We start from the raw sequence: 17221 nt of genomic DNA on the forward strand, positions 1-17221 counted from the left end.
ACACATGCGCCCACTGCACCTGATCGCCCTGCTGCTCTGCCTGCTGACACCGAGCGCCTTCGCCGAACGCCTGTATCAGGTCGAACTGCTGGTGTTCCGCCAGGCAGGCGAGCCGGTCGTCGCGCCCAAGGTGGCACCGGACGACTGGGCAGGCACGGCATTGCCCATCACCGGCAACGAACGCCCTACCGCGCTCGATGGGGAGGCCGCCAAGCTCAATCCCGGCAACGGCTATCAGTTGCTGCTGCACAAGGCGTGGAGCCAGACCATTGGCAACTCGCCGAGTCGCGTGGCCGTCAGCAGCGGTGAAGAGCACTTCGGCCACCACGCGGTAGAAGGCACCCTGAGCTTCATCCAGGAGCGCTTCGCCGACCTGGATCTGGAACTGTGGATCAACCGCTTCAGCGCCGACGGCCTGCTGGAGAGCAGCGAGCACATGAAGGTCACCCAGCGTCTGAAGGACAACAGCCTGACCTATCTGGACCACGGCGGTCTGGGCGCTCTGGTGCGCATCACCCCCCTCTGAGTCGCTAAAGCAAAAGGGCCGCTAAGCGGCCCTTTTCGTTACTGTCGAATGCTCAACCCGCCAGCACCCGTGCCAGCACCGACTTGACCGTGCCCATGCCCTGCTCCAGCACCCGCTCGATCTCGGCCATGGTGATCAGCGTGCTGGACTTGCCCGCCGCCGGGTTCACCACCAGCGCCAGACAGGCGTAAGGCAGCGCCAACTCGCGCGCTAGCACAGCCTCCGGCATGCCGGTCATACCCACCAGATCGCAGCCATCGCGGTCCATGCGGGCGATTTCCGCAGCCGTTTCCAGCCGCGGCCCCTGGGTGCAGCCGTAAACCCCATGATCACTGAACGCGGCATTCTCGGCGCGCAGCGCTGCCACCAGTCGCTGGCGCAACTGCCCGTCGTACGGCTGGCTGAAATCGACATGGGTGACATGCTCCAGCTCACCCTCATAGAAGGTATGCGCACGTCCGGCGGTGTAGTCGATGATCTGGTGCGGCACGCAGAAATGCCCGGTACCCATGGCGGCGTGGATACCACCGACCGCGTTGACCGCGACTATCGCCTTGGCGCCGGCCTGCTTCAGCGCCCAGAGGTTGGCGCGGTAGTTCACCTGGTGCGGCGGAATCCGGTGCGGCTGGCCGTGGCGGGCGAGAAACAGCACCTCGCGCCCGGCGTAACTGCCCCGCAGGATATCGGCGGAGGGCGCCCCGTAAGGCGTATCCAGCGGCAGCGCTTCGTGAATCGTCAACCCTTCCAGCTGGGTCAGGCCGGTGCCGCCGATAATGGCGTAGACAGTCATAGGCAGGTCCTCAGTCGAGCAACTGGGCAGCTCTCAGGGCCGCCACAGCGGTAAGCCAGCGTGGCGCCTGGCGGTATTCGGTAGTGGCGTGACCGCGGCCACGCATCCGCTCGAGGCGCACCGGCGGTGTCACGCGCAGACGCTGCAAGGCACTGAGCGCCAGCTCGGCCGAAGCGCGGTCGTTGCACACCAGCCCCATATCGCAGCCTGCAGTCAGTGCGGCCTGGATACGCTTGCCGGCATCGCCGACCACATGGGCACCGGCCATGGACAGGTCATCGCTGAAGATCACGCCGTCGAAGCCCAGTTCGCCGCGCAGGATGTCCTGCAGCCAGCGCCGCGAAAAGCCGGCCGGGTGCTCATCCACCTGCGGATAGATGACATGGGCAGGCATCACCGCATCCAGCTCACCGACCAGACGCTGGAACGGCTGCATGTCGCAGGCACGGATCTCATCCAGGCTGCGCCCGTCCAGCGGGATGGCCACGTGCGAGTCGGCCTCGGCCCAACCGTGACCGGGAAAATGCTTGCCGGTGGCAGCCATGCCCGCCTGATGCATACCGCGAATGAAGGCCGCCGCCAGCGCGGCGGCGCGCTGCGGATCGCCCTCGAAGGCGCGACTGCCGACCACCGCACTGCGCTGGTGGTCGAGATCCAGCACTGGCGCGAAACTCAGGTCCAGGCCCACCGCCATTACCTCGGTGGCCATCAGCCAACCGCAATGTTCGGCCAGCTCCTCGGCATTGTCGTTATCGGCAATGGCGCGCATCGCCGGCAATCGCAGGAAACCCTGACGCAGACGCTGCACCCGCCCGCCTTCCTGATCCACCGCCAGCAGCAGGTCTGGACGCAGCGCGCGGATGCTCTGACACAGCTCGCGCACCTGGCGCGGCGATTCGATATTGCGAGCGAAGATGATCAGGCCGCCCACTTCGGGCTGGCGCAGCAGCTGGCGGTCTTCGGCGGTCAACCAGGTACCGGCGATGTCCAGCATCAAAGAGCCTTGAATAGGTGTCGTCACAAAAAATTCCTTAGAGGAGTTCCGCCTCTGCCCACTGCGGACAGGGCGCCTCGTCGATCCTGACCGGGCAGTGCAGTGCCACCCGATCGAACAGAGTCAGCATGTCTGCGTTGCGCAAGCGCACGCAGCCATGCGAAAGCGGCACGCCCATGGGTTCGCAATCAGGCGTGCCATGCAGGTAAATATAGCGGCGAAAACTGTCGACCTGAGCGCCTCGATTGCGCCCGGGCTCCAGGCCACTGAGCCAGAGGATGCGGGTGAGTATCCAGTCGCGGCCAGGGAACTGCTCATGCAGCTGGGGTGACCAGATCTCCCCGGTCCAGCGCCTTGCCCTGAGCACCGCAGCCAGCGGCAGGCCGGCGCCGATCCTGGCGCGCACCTGATGCAGACCGCGCGGGGTGCAGCCTGAACCGTTGCGTTCTCCAGGGCCATTGAGTGCGGTGGAGACCGGCAGACGCAGCACCAGCCGCCCCGCACGAAAACCGTACAGGGCCTGATCGGCAATGGAGATATGCAGCAAATCGAGTTCGGACATGGGCCGCTAGCTTAGCCGAACGGCCGAGCCACGCCCACCCGCAGGGATCAGACCTTGGCCGGAGCGCTTGGCGACTTGCTGCGCGGTTTGAGCTGCGCGGCCGCCAGCGAGGGATCGTTGACACCGGTTTCGGCGCGCATGCCGGCGGCCAGGAAAGGCACCATCATGCGCATCACCTGCTCGATCGAAGTGTTGACGCCGAAATCGGTCTCGGCCATGGCGCGCAGCGCCTTGATGCCGGACATGCTGAACGCCGCGGCGCCGAGCATGAAATGCACACGCCAGAACAGTTCCAGCGGCGGAATGCGCGGGGCGGCATCGTGCACGAGGAGCATGTAGCGGCGGAACACCTTGCCGTACACCTCTTCCAGATACTTGCGCAGGTGCCCCTGGCTCTGACTGAAAGCCAGGCCGAGCAGACGCATGAAGATGGACAGGTCGTTGCCGCTACGCGGCTTGACCGCCAGCGCCTGCTCGACCAGCAGTTCGAGGAGTTCCTCGAGGGTGGCCTGCGTGTCGGCCTTGGCCTGACGACGGTCGAGTTCCTTTTCCAGACTGGCGCAGAAGGGCCCGAGGAAGCGCGAGAAGACCGCCTGGATCAGCGCCTTCTTCGAGCCGAAGTGATAGTTGACCGCAGCCAGATTGACGCCGGCCTTGCTGGTGATCAGCCGCAACGAGGTTTCGGCGAAGCCTTTTTCCGCGAACAGCTGTTCCGCAGCATCGAGAATGCGTTCAACGGTTTCCGACTGAGCCATGAGTTATCACCTGACAAACACTTGTTTGAAACATACGTTTCAGCCCATCGAATTGTCAAGCCGCACGAGCCGTCTTTTGGCCGGCTGGTCACAGCTTACAACAAGCGAAGACGTACTTTGCCGCAAGCAGGTTACAAGCCAGGCGGCAGGCACCGGCAAATTGGGCGTTGCCAAGGCTCGCTTACTGTATATAATCCCAGCCACTGTATAAAAAGACAGAGCCCAGCCATGCTGAAACTGACGCCACGCCAAGCCGAGATTCTCGCCTTCATCAAACGCTGCCTGGAAGACAACGGCTATCCGCCCACTCGGGCGGAAATCGCCCAGGAGCTGGGCTTCAAGTCACCCAACGCGGCGGAGGAGCACCTCAAGGCTCTGGCGCGCAAAGGGGCCATCGAAATGACGCCCGGCGCCTCGCGCGGCATTCGCATACCAGGCTTCGAGCCAGGTGCAGCCAACGAGGACGAAGGCCTTCCCGTCATCGGCCGCGTGGCCGCAGGGGCTCCCATTCTCGCCCAGCAGCATGTCGAGGAATCCTGCCAGATCAATCCTGCGTTCTTTCACCCCAAAGCCGACTATCTGCTGCGCGTGCGCGGCATGAGCATGAAGGACATCGGCATCTTCGACGGCGACCTGCTGGCCGTGCACACCACGCGCGAAGCGCGCAACGGCCAGATCGTGGTCGCCCGCCTCGACGACGAGGTCACGGTCAAGCGCTTCAAGCGCGAGGGCAACAAAGTCTGGCTGATCGCCGAAAACCCCGAGTTCGCCCCGATCGAAGTGGATCTGGAGCAGCAGGATCTGGTCATCGAAGGTTTGAGTGTCGGTGTAATTCGCCGCTGAGGAAACGCCATGCAAGTGCAGCAGTCGTTCGAGCGCCCACAACTTCCCCTTTTCGACGCCTTCCTCGCCCGTGCGTCGAGCGAGCCACTGGCTACCGATGACTTCTCTCGCAGCGAGGATGATCAGGCATTCAGCGAACTGGCTCTGCGCGGCGCAGCCGGCCATTGCCTGCACTTGCTGGCTCCGATTCTGCGTGAGCTGAGCCAGAATCAGGATGCGCGCTGGCTGACCCTGGTGGCACCGCCTGCAAGCCTGACCCAGGCCTGGCTACGCGATGCAGGCCTGAACCGCGAACGCATCCTGCTACTGCACCCGCGACAAGGGCAAAGTGCTCTGCAGCTGGCAGAGGAAGCGCTCAAGCTGGGTCGCAGCCATACCGTGATCAGCTGGCTGCATCCGGTCGAGCGCAGCACTCGTCAGCGGCTGGCACAGGCCGCCAGTGCCGGCGGCGCACAAAGCCTGAATATCAGCCTAGGCTGAAATGCATCTTCACACATGAAAACGGGGCTCCAATGGAGCCCCGTTTGCGTTGTAGCGCAGCGACTTCAGTGCAGGACGCGCGGCCCTTCTTCCTCGCTACTGAAATCACCCTCGGCCATTCGACCGGCCATCTGCACCCCGACGTTGAGCATGGCCTTGGCCACCTCGATGTGCTGCCCCTGCAGGAAAGCCTTGGCATCGGCAGAGAAGTCCAGAGTCACCAGCGCCTCTTCATCCTCTGCGCGGCGCAGGGCAATACGCCCATCGGGCAGTTCGACGATTTCCAGAAAGGATGTAGGCATGGCTCAGTCTCTGTGCAAAAACACGACATTGTAACAGTCAGCCGGAGTCATCCCCAGCCCACTGGTCCAGTTAAACGCAATCAGCACTCGCTGAGACCTTCGCGGAAACGCAGCACCAGGGTCTTGAGCTGCTGCCGCCAGGCATCGACATCATCGAGGCTCAGTTCGGCCGGCTCTTCACCAACGCTGACGGCCGTGATCAGCGGCATGGATGGGTCGACCTTGGCCTTGCGCTCCTCGCGCGGCGGCTGAAACAGCTCGGCATAGGCAGCCAGCAACTCGGCCAGCCAGGTTTCGCGCTGCTGCGCCAGTTCCACCAGTTCAGCCAGCTCGGGGCTGGGCGCGCCCTCGAGCACTGCCTGCTGAACGAAAGCCTCGACACGCGAGGGCGCAGCGTCGCTCATGCGGTAGTAGCCGGCGATCTCGTGACACAACCCGAGCAGGCCGCCGTACAGGTGAAACAGTGCGGCCTCGCGCTCGGCCTGCACCAGCGCCTGAACGTTGAATGCGGAGGACGCCTCGGCCTTGCGCCAGTTATCCAGGGCAATGCCGGCGAAGAAGATCTTCTGATTGGTGCGGGTATAGATTTCTTTGGCCATTGCGGCGACCTCCACAGCAGATCGGGTCATGATACGCGCGTCGGGCTATAGCCAGACGCGCATCTCGTCAGCCTTTCCTGGCCTTTTAATGATCCAGCGACAGAGCCGAGCCTGGCTGACGACACCCGGCCGACGCGCAGCAGAACGTGGACAGCCCCTAGCGCTTGTCCTCGACCTTCCACTTGCCGCCATCGTAGAAGGCGCGCCAGCCAGTCGGCTTGCCGTCCACCTCCGACTGCACGTACTGCTCCTTGGTCTTGCGGCTGTAGCGGATTACCGCCGGACGACCGTCCGGATCCTTCTGCGGCGCTTCGAGCAGGAAGTGGTACTTGGGGTCGATCTCGTGCTTGTGCGGAATCAGCTCCAGCACCAGCGGCGCACGAGTTTCGCGGTTCTTCGGAAAACCGCTGGCGGCCAGGAACAGGCCGGAAGCGCCGTCACGCAGCACATAGGTGTCGTCCACCTTCTCGCACTTGAGTTCGGGCATCTTCACCGGGTCCATCTTCGGTGGTGCAGCCTCGCCATTCTTCAGCAGCTTGCGGGTGTTCTTGCAGCTGGGATTGGTGCAACCGAAGAACTTGCCGAAGCGACCGGTCTTGAGCTGCATCTCGCTGCCGCACTTGTCGCATTCCAGGCTCGGGCCTTCGTAACCCTTGATGCGGTACTGGCCCTGCTCGATCTCGTAGCCACTGCAATCGGGGTTGTTGCCGCAGATGTGCAGCTTGCGGCTCTCATCCAGCAGGTAGGCATCCATGGCGGTTGCGCAGATCGGGCAGCGATGCTTGCCCAACAGCACCAGGGACTCGGACTCACCCTCGTCGTCCGCGGCGATCTCGTCGCCCGGCACCAGGTTGATGGTGGCCTTGCAGCGCTCCTTCGGCGGCAGCGCATAGCCGGAACAGCCGAGGAACACACCGGTGGAAGCGGTACGAATCATCATCGGCCGCCCGCATTCGCGGCAGGGAATATCGGTCAGGGTCGGCTGGTTGGCACGCATGCCGCCCTCGCCCGCTTCGGCCGCTTCGAGCTTCTTCTTGAAGTCGCCGTAGAACTCGTCGAGCAGATGCTTCCACTCGCGCTCGCCCTGGGCCACGTCGTCGAGATGCTCTTCCATGGTGGCGGTGAAGCCGTAATCCATCAGGTTGGCGAAGCTCTCGTCGAGACGCTCGGTGACGATATCGCCCATCTTCTCGGCGTAGAAGCGGCGGTTATGCACCGTCACATAGCCACGATCCTGAATGGTGGAAATGATCGCCGCATAAGTGGACGGGCGGCCGATGCCGCGCTTTTCCAGCTCCTTGACCAGACTGGCTTCGGAGTAGCGCGCCGGCGGCTTGGTGAAGTGCTGGCTGGGGTCGAGCTGGATCAGCTTGAGGCCCTCGCCTTCCTTCATTTCCGGCAGGACATCGTCCTCGCCCGGTTTGCTCTGCTGCGGCAGCACGCGGGTGTAACCGTCGAACTTGAGGATGCGGCCCTTGGCACGCAGCTCGAAGGCGCCGGCGGCCACGGTGACGCTGGTGGACAGGTACTCGGCCGGCGGCATCTGGCAGGCCACGAACTGGCGCCAGATCAGGTCGTACAGACGCTCGGCGTCACGCTCCATGCCCGACAGCTGGGTCGGACGCAGGTTGACGTCGGACGGACGAATCGCTTCGTGCGCCTCCTGAGCGCCTTCCTTGCTCGAATACAGATTGGGCTTGCCCGGCAGATACTTGTCGCCGTACTCGCTGCCGATAAAGCCTCTGACCATTTCAATCGCGTCGGCCGACAGGTTGGTCGAGTCGGTACGCATATAGGTGATGTAACCGGCCTCGTAGAGACGCTGGGCCATCATCATGGTCTTCTTCACCCCGAAGCCCAGGCGGTTGCTCGCCGCCTGCTGCAGGGTGGAGGTAATGAAGGGAGCCGACGGCTTGCTGCTGGTCGGGCGGTCTTCACGCTTGACCACGCTGTAGCTGGAGGCCTTGAGCTTCTCCAGTGCGGCCATGGCCTGTGCTTCATTGACCGGTTTGAACGCCGCACCGCCCTCGCGGACCACCTCGAAACGCACCTTGGCGTTCTTCGCCGTGCCGAGATCGGCGTGCACTTCCCAGTATTCTTCCGGGACGAAGGCGCGGATTTCCTTCTCGCGCTCCACCACCAGCTTCACCGCCACCGACTGCACGCGGCCGGCGGACAGGCCGCGGGCGATCTTGGCCCACAGCAGCGGCGAGACCATGTAGCCCACCACGCGGTCGAGGAAGCGCCGCGCCTGCTGGGCGTTGACGCGGTTGATATCCAGCTCGCTGGGCTTGGAGAAGGCTTCCTGGATCGCCTTCTTGGTGATCTCGTTGAACACCACACGCTTGTAGCGGGCGTCATCGCCACCGATGGATTCGCGCAGGTGCCAGGCAATGGCCTCCCCCTCGCGGTCCAAGTCGGTTGCGAGATAGATGGTGTCGGCATCCTTGGCCAGGCGGCGCAGTTCTTCGATCACCTTTTCCTTGCCGGGCAGGATCTCGTACTTGGCCTTCCAGCCGTGCTCGGGGTCGACGCCCATGCGCGCGAACAGCTGACGTTTGGCCTTTTCCTTGGGCGACAGCGCAGGCGCCTCGGCGGCGGCCTTGCCGCGCTTGGCCGGCTCCTTGGTGGCGCTTGCCGAGCCGCTGGTAGGCAGGTCACGGATGTGGCCGATGCTCGACTTCACCACGTACTGGCTGCCCAGATACTTGTTGATGGTCTTGGCCTTGGCCGGGGATTCCACGATGACCAGCGATTTGCCCATGGATCAGAAAATTCCTGAATTGCGAAATATAGAAGGCAGGGAGCCTTGAGGCCCCGCTATATATAGTGGTGACCAAGCGAAGGTCAAGCGCAGGGACTGCGCAGTCAGGCTTCCGAACTGCCGATAGGGCTGACTTCGGCCTGAATCAAAGCAAAGCGTGGAACGCGCTTGCCGTCCACTTCGATCTCTTCGCGGAACATGCTCAGCGGCCGCACCCACAGGCCGAACTCGCCGTACAGGGCCTGATAGACCACCACTTCTTCCTCAGTCTCGGAATGGCGTGCCACGCCGAATACGCGGTACTGCGGGCCTTTGTAGTGGCGATAGAGTCCTGGCTGCAACTGCATTGAGAGGTTCCCGATAAAAAAGCCTTAAAAAGCAAAACCGGGGCACTGGGCCCCGGTTTCTGTCCGCTTGCGCTTAAACGCGCTCGAAGACGGTGGTGATGCCTTGGCCAAGGCCCACGCACATGGTGGAGACACCGAGGGTGCCACCGTTCTGCTTCATGACGTTGAGCAGGGTACCGGAGATACGGGCACCGGAACAACCGAAGGGGTGACCCAGGGCGATGGCGCCGCCGTGCAGGTTGACCTTCTCTTCCATCTTGTCGAGCAGCTTCAGATCCTTCAGCACAGGCAGGGCCTGAGCGGCGAAGGCTTCGTTGAGCTCGACGAAGTCGATGTCGGCCATGGTCAGACCGGCGCGCTTGAGCGCCTTCTGAGTGGACGGCACCGGGCCGTAGCCCATGATCGCCGGATCCACACCGGCAACGGCCATGGCGCGAACCACGGCCATCGGCTGGATGCCCAGATCCTGAGCGCGCTGGGCGCTCATGACGATCATGCAGGAAGCGCCGTCGGTGATCTGCGAGGAAGTACCCGCGGTCACGGTGCCGCCTTTCGGGTTGAACGCCGGCTTCAGGGTAGCCAGGCTCTCCAGAGTGGTCTCCGGGCGAATGGTCTCGTCGTAGTCGAAGACCTTCAGGAAACCATTCTCGTCGTAGCCCTGCATCGGGATGATTTCATCCTTGAACTTGCCTTCGACGGTGGCCTTGTGCGCCAGACGGTGAGAACGCTCACCGAAGGCGTCCTGCGCCTCGCGGCTGATGCCATGCATCTTGCCCAGCATTTCGGCGGTCAGGCCCATCATGCCGGACGCCTTGGCGGCGTACAGGGACAGGTGCGGGTTCGGGTCGACGCCGTGCATCATGCCGACGTGCCCCATGTGCTCCACACCGCCGACGACGAACACGTCGCCGTTGCCGGTCTGGATCGCCTGCACGGCGGTGTGCAGGGCGCTCATGGACGAACCGCACAGGCGGCTGACGGTCTGGCCGGCGCTGGTGTGCGGGATCTGGGTCATCAGCGACGCCATGCGCGCGATGTTCCAGCCCTGCTCCAGGGTCTGGTTGACGCAGCCCCAGATCACGTCCTCGACTTCTGCCGGGTCGATCTTGGCGTTGCGCTCCAGCACTTTGCTGATCAGGTGCGCGGACATGGTCTCGGCACGGGTGTTGCGGTGCATGCCGCCCTTGGAACGACCCATCGGGGTACGACCGAAGTCGACGATCACTGCATCTCTAGGATTCAGGCTCATAAATTCACTCTCGCTCTAGTCGTTGCGCGCTTAACCGAAGAACTTCTGGCCCTTGGCGGCCATTTCGCGAAGCTTGGCGGTCGGGTGGTACAGCGCGCCCAGGTCGGCGTACTTGTCGGCCAGGGCGACGAACTCGGCGACACCGATGGAATCGATGTAGCGCAGCGCACCGCCACGGAAGGGAGGGAAGCCGATGCCGTAGATCAGGCCCATATCGGCCTCGGCTGCGGTATCGACGATGCCGTCTTCCAGGCAACGAACGGTTTCCAGGCACAGCGGGATCATCATGAAGTTGATGATGTCCTCGTCGGTGACTTCACGCTCTTCGACCACGATGGACTTGAGCAGCTCGTAAGCTTCAGGGTCGGAGACCTTCTTCGGCTTGCCGCGCTTGTCGGTCTCGTAAGCGTAGAAGCCCTTGCCGTTCTTCTGGCCAAGGCGATTGGCTTCGTACATCACGTCGACAGCGGTCTTGCCTTCCACCGCCATGCGGTCCGGGAAGCCTTCAGCCATCACGTCACGGCCGTGGTGGCCGGTGTCGATGCCGACCACGTCGGAGAGGTAGGCCGGGCCCATGGGCCAGCCGAACTTCTCCATGACCTTGTCGATGCGCACGAAGTCGACACCGAAGCCCAGCAGCTTGGAGAAGCCACCGAAGTACGGGAACAGCACGCGGTTGACCAGGAAGCCGGGGCAGTCGTTGACCACGATCGGGTTCTTGCCCATCTTCTTGGCGTAGGCAACGGTGGTGGCCACGGCCACTTCGCTGGACTTCTCGCCACGAATGACTTCCACCAGCGGCATCATATGCACCGGGTTGAAGAAGTGCATGCCGACAAAGTTTTCCGGACGCTTGAGCGCCTGGGCCAGCAAGGAGATGGAGATGGTCGAGGTGTTGGAGGCCAGGATGGCGTCTTCGCGCACCACGTCTTCCACTTCGGCCAGCACGATCTGCTTGACCTTGGGGTTCTCGACCACGGCTTCGACGACGATGTCGACGTTGCCGAAATCACCGTAGGACATGGTCGGACGGATGGCGTTGAGGGCTTCAGCCATCTTCGCCGGGGTCATGCGACCTTTCTCGACGCGCTTGCCGAGCAGCTTGGAGGCCTCGGTCAGGCCCATCTGGATACCCTCTTCGCGGATATCCTTCATCAGGATCGGGGTGCCCTTGGAGGCCGACTGGTAGGCGATGCCGCCGCCCATGATGCCGGCACCGAGCACGGCAGCCAGTTTCACGTCACGGGCGATTTCGTCGTGGTGCTTGGCCTTCTTCTTCAGTTCCTGATCGTTGAGGAACAGGCCGATCAGGCTCTCGGCGACCGAGGTCTTGGCCAGTTTGACGAAGCCGGCGGCCTCGACTTCCAGCGCCTTGTCGCGGCCGAAGTTGGCGGCTTTCTGAATGGTCTTGATCGCCTCGACCGGAGCCGGGTAGTTCGGGCCGGCCTGGCCAGCAACGAAGCCCTTGGCGGTCTCGAAGCACATCATCTGCTCAATGGCATTGAGCTTGAGCTTTTCCAGCTTGGGCTGACGCTTGGCCTTGTAGTCCAGCTCGCCGGAGATGGCGCGCTTGACCAGATCCAGCGCGGCTTCCTTGAGCTTGGCGGGGGCGACGACGGCATCGACGGCGCCTACCTTGAGGGCGTCGGCAGCCTTGTTTTCCTTACCGGAGGCGATCCACTCGACAGCGTTGTCGGTGCCGATCACGCGAGGCAAGCGCACGGTGCCGCCGAAGCCCGGGTAGATGCCCAGTTTGACTTCCGGCAGACCGATCTTGGCGGTCTCGCTCATTACGCGGTAGTCACCGGCCAGGCACATCTCGAAACCGCCACCCAGGGCGATGCCGTTGATGGCGACGACGGTGGGCACGGCGAGGTCTTCGAAATCACTGAAGATCTTGTTGGCTTCCAGGTTGCCAGCCACCAGCTCTTCGTCGGGCAGTTTGAAGTTGTCGACGAATTCGGTGATATCGGCACCGACGATGAACACGTCCTTGCCACTGGTGACAATCACGCCCTTGATCGAACCGTCGGCCTTGATCGCGTCGACGGAGGCGCGCAGCTCGTTGAGGGTAAGACGGTTGAATTTGTTGACGGACTCACCCTTGAGGTCGAAATTCAATTCGACGATGCCGCTCTCAAGAGCCTTAACCGTGATGGCTTTACCTTCGTAAATCATCAACTGATCTCCACGGTATGGAAGCTGAACAGTACACATCGGAGCCAACCGGCAGGCCAGCTCGCGGCACAGCCGTCGAGCATAGCCCCAATCGGTACGACACACCCGCCGACGCGATATTCGGGCTGTCATGGCGCGCCTGACCAGGCAAACGCTCAATTCATACGCCCGTTTGATTTGGGTATGCACACCTTCAGGGAAAAGCCTGCACTTGTCAATTGGCCTCTTTTCGTCGATTTCCCGACGATTTCTACAAGCCTGGTCATCCGTGGCCTGCAGCCGACTTCAATAAACCGCGTCAATATCGCGCCATTGCAGAGTGCTTCAGCCCTGCCGCAGGGGCCCTGGAGCGCCTAGCCAAACGCCCGTGCTCCGGGTACAGTCGTCTCACTTTTGGCTGGCATAGCGCCATCCGAATGCAGCACAACAACAAATCGAGCCCTCGACGGGCCATACGGAGTCACAGATGCCGAGCCGCCGTTCGCTTGCATTGCCCCTGAGCGCCCTGCTCGCTTTCCTCTTCACTTTGCTTTCCTCTCCCTTGCTCCGCGCCGCGCCGGCCGATGACCTGCTGCGCCTGCATCAACTGCGCCTGGCGGCTCAGAAAAGCCTGGGTGACTTCTATATGTACAACGGCATGGAGGGCGATCAGCGCTATGCGCGGATGATCGGGGAATCCATGCAGCGAGCCCAAGGTCACCTCGATGCACTCGAGCAGATGCCCGGCGATGCCAGCCGTGCGCTGCAGGGGCAACTGCGAAGCACCTGGCAGAGCTATCGCGACGGGCTCCAGGGCCTGATGGACGCTATGCGCAGCCAGGGCTTCACCGACTTGCAGCCGGTGGCCGACCTTGCGGACAACAATCAGCGCCTCATGGCTATTAGTCAGGAGCTGTATCAGAAGATTCAGCAGGAAAGCGGTCAGAGCGTCCCGCCCTTGACGCAGAAGAGCCGTGAGCAGAGCCTGCTGATGCAGAGCATCTCAGTGGACTATGCTTCGCGCAGTGCCTCGGTCGGCACCAGCTTCTTCGGTGGCGGTGAAGAGCGCGCCATGGACGAACTGGTCGGTGAGTTCGCCAGCAAGCTCGACAGCCTCAGTGCAGCCCAGCAGAACACGCCGCAGATCACAGCTGCCCTGGGCTCCATCGAGACCAAGTGGCGCTACATCGAGAAGTCGCTGCGCAATTACAACGAGAACACCGTACCCTTTTTGGTAAGCAAGTATTCCGACAGCATCATCGAAGGCCTGGAAGGCGTGTCTGCCCAGTACGCCGCCAACCAACAGTGATGCCACATGTTTCCGGCCTGCCTGGCCCTGTTACCGCCCGGTGCTCGCACCGGGCTTTTCTTTGCGCGGATGATGACAAGTTGCCCCTGATCGTGCACAACGAGGCCATACTTGCTGCAGAGCCATTTGCCCCCTTGAGGAGGACTCCACCATGCCCTACCAGCACATTCTGGTCGCTGTCGACCTCACCGATGAATGCGACCCCGTAGTGGTTCGCGCACAGAAGCTGGCCAAGGCCAGCGGTGCCAAGATGTCCCTGGTGCATATCGTCGAACCCATGGCCATGGCCTTTGGTGGCGACGTACCGATGGACCTGTCGATGTTGCAGCAACAGCAGTTCGAACAGGCGCGGGAACGCCTGGACAGCTTTACCGGCAAGTACCAGGAACTCAGCGCGGACCAGCGCCATCTGGCCTATGGGCAGCCACGTCAGGAAATCCACCGCCTCGCCGAAGAACAGGGCTGCGATCTGATCGTGGTCGGCAGCCATGGCCGGCACGGTCTCGCGCTGCTGCTGGGCTCCACCGCCAATGACGTGCTGCATGGCGCGCCCTGCGATGTGCTCGCCGTGCGTCTGAAGAAAGGCGAAAAAGGCGCTTGAACGTGGGGTGCGCCATGCGCACCGGACACAGTACCGTCGGGGCCTTCGTAGAAACGGTGCGCGCGGCGCACCCTACCTAGGCCGAGGATGGCTTATTCGAACGACTCGCCCGCGCTCATCACCAGCGGGCGAATTTTCTGCAGCTGGGTCTCCAGCGACACCGTCATGCTCGACGACATCGAGAAGAAGGTGAGAAAAGCCTTGAGATTGGAGTCGCCTTCACAGGTGTCGTGAATGCGCTGCCAGAAGGCCTGGTTGACCAACTTGAGCTGCTGGAACAGACGCACCAGGCCTTTTAGTTCCCAGTCGGCCAGACGCCCTTCGCGCATGTTGAAGTATTGCCGCGTCAGATACAGCGATACCGCCCGCAGAATGAACTCCTGGTTGTTGGCAAAGGGCAGATGGTGCTGCGCCATGGGTTTCAGACGCGCCAGCACCGGGCAGGCGCTGGTAGCCATGATCACCCCGAGCAATGCCCGCAGGCCCTCCTCCAGGCCGACATGCTTGGTGTATTCACGCTCCGGCGTGCGTACCCAGACACTGGCCTTCTTGAATGCCGGCAGACCGCGAAAGTCTTCGATCACCCGATGCAGATCGACTGCAGCCGGGCAATGGCTGAACTGCTCGCGACTGAGCGGGCAATTGCTGCACTGCTGATGCCCGAGGCGGGTCCAGGCGGGTGCCTGCTGCGCCTGCGCGGGGTCATATTCGCGATTCAGCTCGATCCGATAGCTGAACTGATGATTGTCGTCGAGAGTAATGCGGTACTCGATGGCCATTGCCCGTTCGTTCCTTCGTCAGCCTTCCAGCTCTGCCCAGCGCTCGAGCAACTCGTCCATTTCCTTCTGCAAGCTGTCGAGACGCGCCAATACTTCCGTGGTGATCTGCACCGGCTGCTGATAGAAGGCAGGATCGGATACCTGCGCCTGTACCGCGGCCATTTCCTGCTCCAGGGCGTCGATCTGCCCGGGAATCGCTTCCAGCTCGCGCTGCAGCTTGTAGCTTAGTTTCTTCTTCGCAGGCTCGGCGCTCTCCTGAACGGGAGTCACTGCGGCTGGGGCCGGCGCTTCGACGATGGCCGTGGCCAGCTCGGCCTTGCCGGATTTGCTTTCACCCACGCCGAGCAGGCGTGGCGAGCCGCCCTGACGCAGCCAGTCCTGATAACCGCCAACGTATTCGCGCACCTTGCCTTCGCCCTCGAACACCAAGGTGCTGGTGACCACGTTGTCGAGGAAAGCACGGTCGTGGCTGACCATCAACACCGTACCAGGGAAGTTAAGCAGTACTTCTTCGAGCAGTTCCAGGGTTTCCACGTCCAGATCGTTGGTCGGTTCGTCCAGCACCAGCAGGTTGGCCGGCTTGCTGAACAGCTTGGCCAGCAACAGTCGTGCCCGCTCGCCGCCGGAAAGCGCCTTGACCGGCGTACGCGCGCGCTGCGGGCTGAACAGGAAATCGCCCAGGTAGCTCAGCACGTGGCGGTTCTGGCCATCGATGCTGATGAAATCGCGGCCTTCGGCGACGTTATCGATCACCGTCTTCTCCGGCTCGAGCTGGTGACGCAATTGGTCGAAATACGCCACTTCCAGCTTGGTGCCGATTTCGATGCTGCCGCTGGTGGGCTGCAAATCCCCCAGCAGCAGCTTGAGCAACGTGGTCTTGCCGGTACCGTTGGCACCGAGCAGACCGATGCGGTCGCCGCGCTGCAGCACCATGGAAAAATCCTTGACCAGGAATGGTCCGCTGGCATGGGCGAAGCTGACGTTCTCCGCCACCATCACCTGCTTGCCGGACTTGTCCGCCGTTTCCAGGGCGATGGTCGCCTTGCCCTGGCGCTCACGGCGCTCGGCACGCTCGGCACGCATCGCCTTGAGCGCACGCACGCGACCTTCGTTACGGGTGCGACGGGCCTTGATGCCCTGACGAATCCACACTTCTTCCTGGGCCAGACGCTTGTCGAACAGCGCATTGGCGGTTTCTTCGGCGGCGAGTTGCTGCTCCTTGTGCACCAGGAAGCTGGCGTAGTCGCCGTTCCAGTCGATCAGGCCGCCACGGTCCAGTTCGAGGATGCGCGTGGCCAGGTTCTGCAGGAAGGAACGGTCGTGGGTGATGAACAGCACGGCGCCGCCGAAATCCTTCAGCGCCTCTTCCAGCCAGGCGATGGCGCCGATGTCGAGGTGGTTGGTCGGCTCGTCGAGCAGCAGCAGATCCGGCTCGGAGACCAGTGCCTGGGCCAGCAACACGCGGCGGCGCCAGCCACCGGAGAGTTCGGCCAGGGTCTTGTCAGCCGGCAGCTGCAGGCGGCTCAGGGTGCTGTCGACCAGTTGCTGCAGGCGCCAGCCATCTTTGGCCTCCAACTCCTGCTGCACGTGCATCAACTGCTCGAGATCGTCATCGCCGTGGATGTTCTGTGCCAGATGGTGATAGCGCGCCAGCAGCTCGCCAACGCCGGCCAGGCCTTCGGCGACCACGTCGAACACCGTGCGCTCGTCGGCGCGCGGCAGCTCCTGCGGCAGCTCGCCGATCTTCAGCCCTGGGGCACGCCAGATCTCGCCGTCGTCCGGCATCTGGTCGCCCTTGACCAGACGCAGCATGCTCGACTTGCCGGTGCCGTTGCGGCCGATGATGCACACCCGCTCACCCCGCGCGATCTGCCAGGACACTCCATCGAGCAGGGGCATGGCGCCATAGGCGAGGGATACGTCGGCAAACTTGAGCAGAGTCATGGGCATCTCCAGAAACAGGGGGCGCATTCTACCCGAGTTGTACCGAGCCTGTTGCCGTTTCAGCGCCTGTGCGCTAGTCGGTGGCGCACCGCCCGCCGCGCTCTGCCGGCAAGATTTTGCCCCTGCCCTGCGCTCGAAGCCGGGGCCTGCTCGCGGCCAGGCGTTTTTTTGCCGCATATGTCCGTCCGGCATGGCGCCATTCACCGCACGCCTGCGAAAG

17 protein-coding genes are annotated in these 17221 nt (G+C 62.8%); 5 read left to right on the forward strand and 12 right to left on the reverse strand.

The genetic code is table 11. The annotated features are described in order from the left end of the window. Window positions 1-4: 4 nt before the first annotated feature. The gene (locus tag L1F06_RS16450) at window positions 5-526 is read left to right on the forward strand and encodes a peptidoglycan binding protein CsiV (protein ID WP_129481450.1); all 522 of its coding nucleotides are present in this window, start codon (window positions 5-7) and stop codon (window positions 524-526) included. Window positions 527-578: 52 nt separating this feature from the next. Here L1F06_RS16450 and L1F06_RS16455 read toward each other — a convergent pair whose 3' ends face one another. Genes L1F06_RS16455 through L1F06_RS16470 form a run of 4 tightly spaced genes read right to left on the reverse strand, consistent with a single transcriptional unit; the run spans window position 579 to window position 3627 of the window. Beyond that, the gene (locus L1F06_RS16455) at window positions 579-1316 is read right to left on the reverse strand and encodes an S-methyl-5'-thioinosine phosphorylase (protein ID WP_129481451.1); all 738 of its coding nucleotides are present in this window, start codon (window positions 1314-1316) and stop codon (window positions 579-581) included. A gap of 10 nt (window positions 1317-1326) precedes the next feature. Next, window positions 1327-2325 carry a beta-N-acetylhexosaminidase gene (gene nagZ / locus L1F06_RS16460; RefSeq protein ID WP_129481816.1) on the reverse strand — a complete coding sequence of 333 codons (999 nt, stop codon included), beginning with the start codon at window positions 2323-2325 and terminating at the stop codon, window positions 1327-1329. A 22-nt stretch (window positions 2326-2347) separates the two neighbouring features. Further along, window positions 2348-2872 carry a L,D-transpeptidase gene (locus tag L1F06_RS16465; RefSeq protein ID WP_012018128.1) on the reverse strand — a complete coding sequence of 175 codons (525 nt, stop codon included), beginning with the start codon at window positions 2870-2872 and terminating at the stop codon, window positions 2348-2350. 47 nt (window positions 2873-2919) lie between these two features. Next, window positions 2920-3627: a TetR/AcrR family transcriptional regulator gene (locus L1F06_RS16470; RefSeq protein ID WP_129481452.1), complete on the reverse strand. Its 708-nt coding sequence runs from the start codon at window positions 3625-3627 to the stop codon at window positions 2920-2922. Between the two features lie 228 nt (window positions 3628-3855). On the opposite strand from L1F06_RS16470, the gene lexA reads away from it, so the two are divergent. Next, on the forward strand, window positions 3856-4470 hold the full coding sequence (gene lexA / locus L1F06_RS16475) for a transcriptional repressor LexA (protein WP_003245255.1): 615 nt from the start codon (window positions 3856-3858) through the stop codon (window positions 4468-4470). Window positions 4471-4479: 9 nt separating this feature from the next. Further along, the gene (sulA, locus tag L1F06_RS16480; protein ID WP_129481453.1) at window positions 4480-4950 is read left to right on the forward strand and encodes an SOS-induced cell division inhibitor SulA; all 471 of its coding nucleotides are present in this window, start codon (window positions 4480-4482) and stop codon (window positions 4948-4950) included. Between the two features lie 65 nt (window positions 4951-5015). Here sulA and L1F06_RS16485 read toward each other — a convergent pair whose 3' ends face one another. From L1F06_RS16485 to fadB, 6 genes are all read right to left on the reverse strand, one after another. Beyond that, window positions 5016-5252: a hypothetical protein gene (locus L1F06_RS16485; RefSeq protein ID WP_012018126.1), complete on the reverse strand. Its 237-nt coding sequence runs from the start codon at window positions 5250-5252 to the stop codon at window positions 5016-5018. Between the two features lie 80 nt (window positions 5253-5332). Beyond that, window positions 5333-5851, reverse strand: a complete 519-nt coding sequence (locus L1F06_RS16490) for a DUF6586 family protein (RefSeq protein ID WP_129481454.1) — start codon at window positions 5849-5851, stop codon at window positions 5333-5335. A gap of 157 nt (window positions 5852-6008) precedes the next feature. Continuing rightward, window positions 6009-8615 (reverse strand): type I DNA topoisomerase, encoded by a 2607-nt coding sequence (gene topA, locus L1F06_RS16495; RefSeq protein WP_129481455.1) that lies wholly within the window; start codon window positions 8613-8615, stop codon window positions 6009-6011. 104 nt (window positions 8616-8719) lie between these two features. Next, window positions 8720-8962, reverse strand: a complete 243-nt coding sequence (locus tag L1F06_RS16500; RefSeq protein ID WP_012018124.1) for a DUF1653 domain-containing protein — start codon at window positions 8960-8962, stop codon at window positions 8720-8722. 73 nt (window positions 8963-9035) lie between these two features. Continuing rightward, window positions 9036-10211 (reverse strand): acetyl-CoA C-acyltransferase FadA, encoded by a 1176-nt coding sequence (gene fadA, locus L1F06_RS16505; RefSeq protein WP_003245266.1) that lies wholly within the window; start codon window positions 10209-10211, stop codon window positions 9036-9038. Window positions 10212-10241: 30 nt separating this feature from the next. Then, the gene (fadB, locus tag L1F06_RS16510) at window positions 10242-12389 is read right to left on the reverse strand and encodes a fatty acid oxidation complex subunit alpha FadB (RefSeq protein ID WP_003245268.1); all 2148 of its coding nucleotides are present in this window, start codon (window positions 12387-12389) and stop codon (window positions 10242-10244) included. Window positions 12390-12855: 466 nt separating this feature from the next. Here fadB and L1F06_RS16515 point away from each other — a divergent pair, with 466 nt between their 5' ends. Continuing rightward, complete coding sequence (locus tag L1F06_RS16515; protein WP_012018123.1) at window positions 12856-13677, forward strand: hypothetical protein; 822 nt, start codon at window positions 12856-12858, stop codon at window positions 13675-13677. 151 nt (window positions 13678-13828) lie between these two features. After that, a complete protein-coding gene (locus L1F06_RS16520) occupies window positions 13829-14278 on the forward strand; it encodes a universal stress protein (RefSeq protein ID WP_012018122.1) in 450 nt (149 codons plus the stop codon). Between the two features lie 92 nt (window positions 14279-14370). Here the strand turns inward: L1F06_RS16520 and L1F06_RS16525 are convergent, their stop codons facing one another. Further along, complete coding sequence (locus L1F06_RS16525) at window positions 14371-15057, reverse strand: DUF6901 family protein (RefSeq protein WP_024307536.1); 687 nt, start codon at window positions 15055-15057, stop codon at window positions 14371-14373. An 18-nt stretch (window positions 15058-15075) separates the two neighbouring features. After that, window positions 15076-17001: an ATP-binding cassette domain-containing protein gene (locus L1F06_RS16530; RefSeq protein ID WP_129481456.1), complete on the reverse strand. Its 1926-nt coding sequence runs from the start codon at window positions 16999-17001 to the stop codon at window positions 15076-15078. Between the last annotated feature and the right edge of the window lie 220 nt (window positions 17002-17221).

Origin of the sequence: Pseudomonas hydrolytica (assembly GCF_021495345.1) — a bacterium.
Classification (GTDB): Bacteria; Pseudomonadota; Gammaproteobacteria; order Pseudomonadales; family Pseudomonadaceae; genus Aquipseudomonas; species Aquipseudomonas hydrolytica.

Bases quoted from the DNA above. Each gene is read 5' to 3' on its own strand.
- L1F06_RS16450 (WP_129481450.1), top strand. From the start codon at position 5: ATGCGCCCACTGCACCTGATCGCCCTGCTGCTCTGCCTGCTGACACCG.
- L1F06_RS16455 (WP_129481451.1), bottom strand. From the start codon at position 1,316: ATGACTGTCTACGCCATTATCGGCGGCACCGGCCTGACCCAGCTGGAA.
- L1F06_RS16465 (WP_012018128.1), bottom strand. From the start codon at position 2,872: ATGTCCGAACTCGATTTGCTGCATATCTCCATTGCCGATCAGGCCCTG.
- L1F06_RS16470 (WP_129481452.1), bottom strand. From the start codon at position 3,627: ATGGCTCAGTCGGAAACCGTTGAACGCATTCTCGATGCTGCGGAACAG.
- lexA (WP_003245255.1), top strand. From the start codon at position 3,856: ATGCTGAAACTGACGCCACGCCAAGCCGAGATTCTCGCCTTCATCAAA.
- sulA (WP_129481453.1), top strand. From the start codon at position 4,480: ATGCAAGTGCAGCAGTCGTTCGAGCGCCCACAACTTCCCCTTTTCGAC.
- L1F06_RS16485 (WP_012018126.1), bottom strand. From the start codon at position 5,252: ATGCCTACATCCTTTCTGGAAATCGTCGAACTGCCCGATGGGCGTATT.
- L1F06_RS16490 (WP_129481454.1), bottom strand. From the start codon at position 5,851: ATGGCCAAAGAAATCTATACCCGCACCAATCAGAAGATCTTCTTCGCC.
- topA (WP_129481455.1), bottom strand. From the start codon at position 8,615: ATGGGCAAATCGCTGGTCATCGTGGAATCCCCGGCCAAGGCCAAGACC.
- L1F06_RS16500 (WP_012018124.1), bottom strand. From the start codon at position 8,962: ATGCAGTTGCAGCCAGGACTCTATCGCCACTACAAAGGCCCGCAGTAC.
- fadA (WP_003245266.1), bottom strand. From the start codon at position 10,211: ATGAGCCTGAATCCTAGAGATGCAGTGATCGTCGACTTCGGTCGTACC.
- fadB (WP_003245268.1), bottom strand. From the start codon at position 12,389: ATGATTTACGAAGGTAAAGCCATCACGGTTAAGGCTCTTGAGAGCGGC.
- L1F06_RS16515 (WP_012018123.1), top strand. From the start codon at position 12,856: ATGCCGAGCCGCCGTTCGCTTGCATTGCCCCTGAGCGCCCTGCTCGCT.
- L1F06_RS16520 (WP_012018122.1), top strand. From the start codon at position 13,829: ATGCCCTACCAGCACATTCTGGTCGCTGTCGACCTCACCGATGAATGC.
- L1F06_RS16525 (WP_024307536.1), bottom strand. From the start codon at position 15,057: ATGGCCATCGAGTACCGCATTACTCTCGACGACAATCATCAGTTCAGC.
- L1F06_RS16530 (WP_129481456.1), bottom strand. From the start codon at position 17,001: ATGACTCTGCTCAAGTTTGCCGACGTATCCCTCGCCTATGGCGCCATG.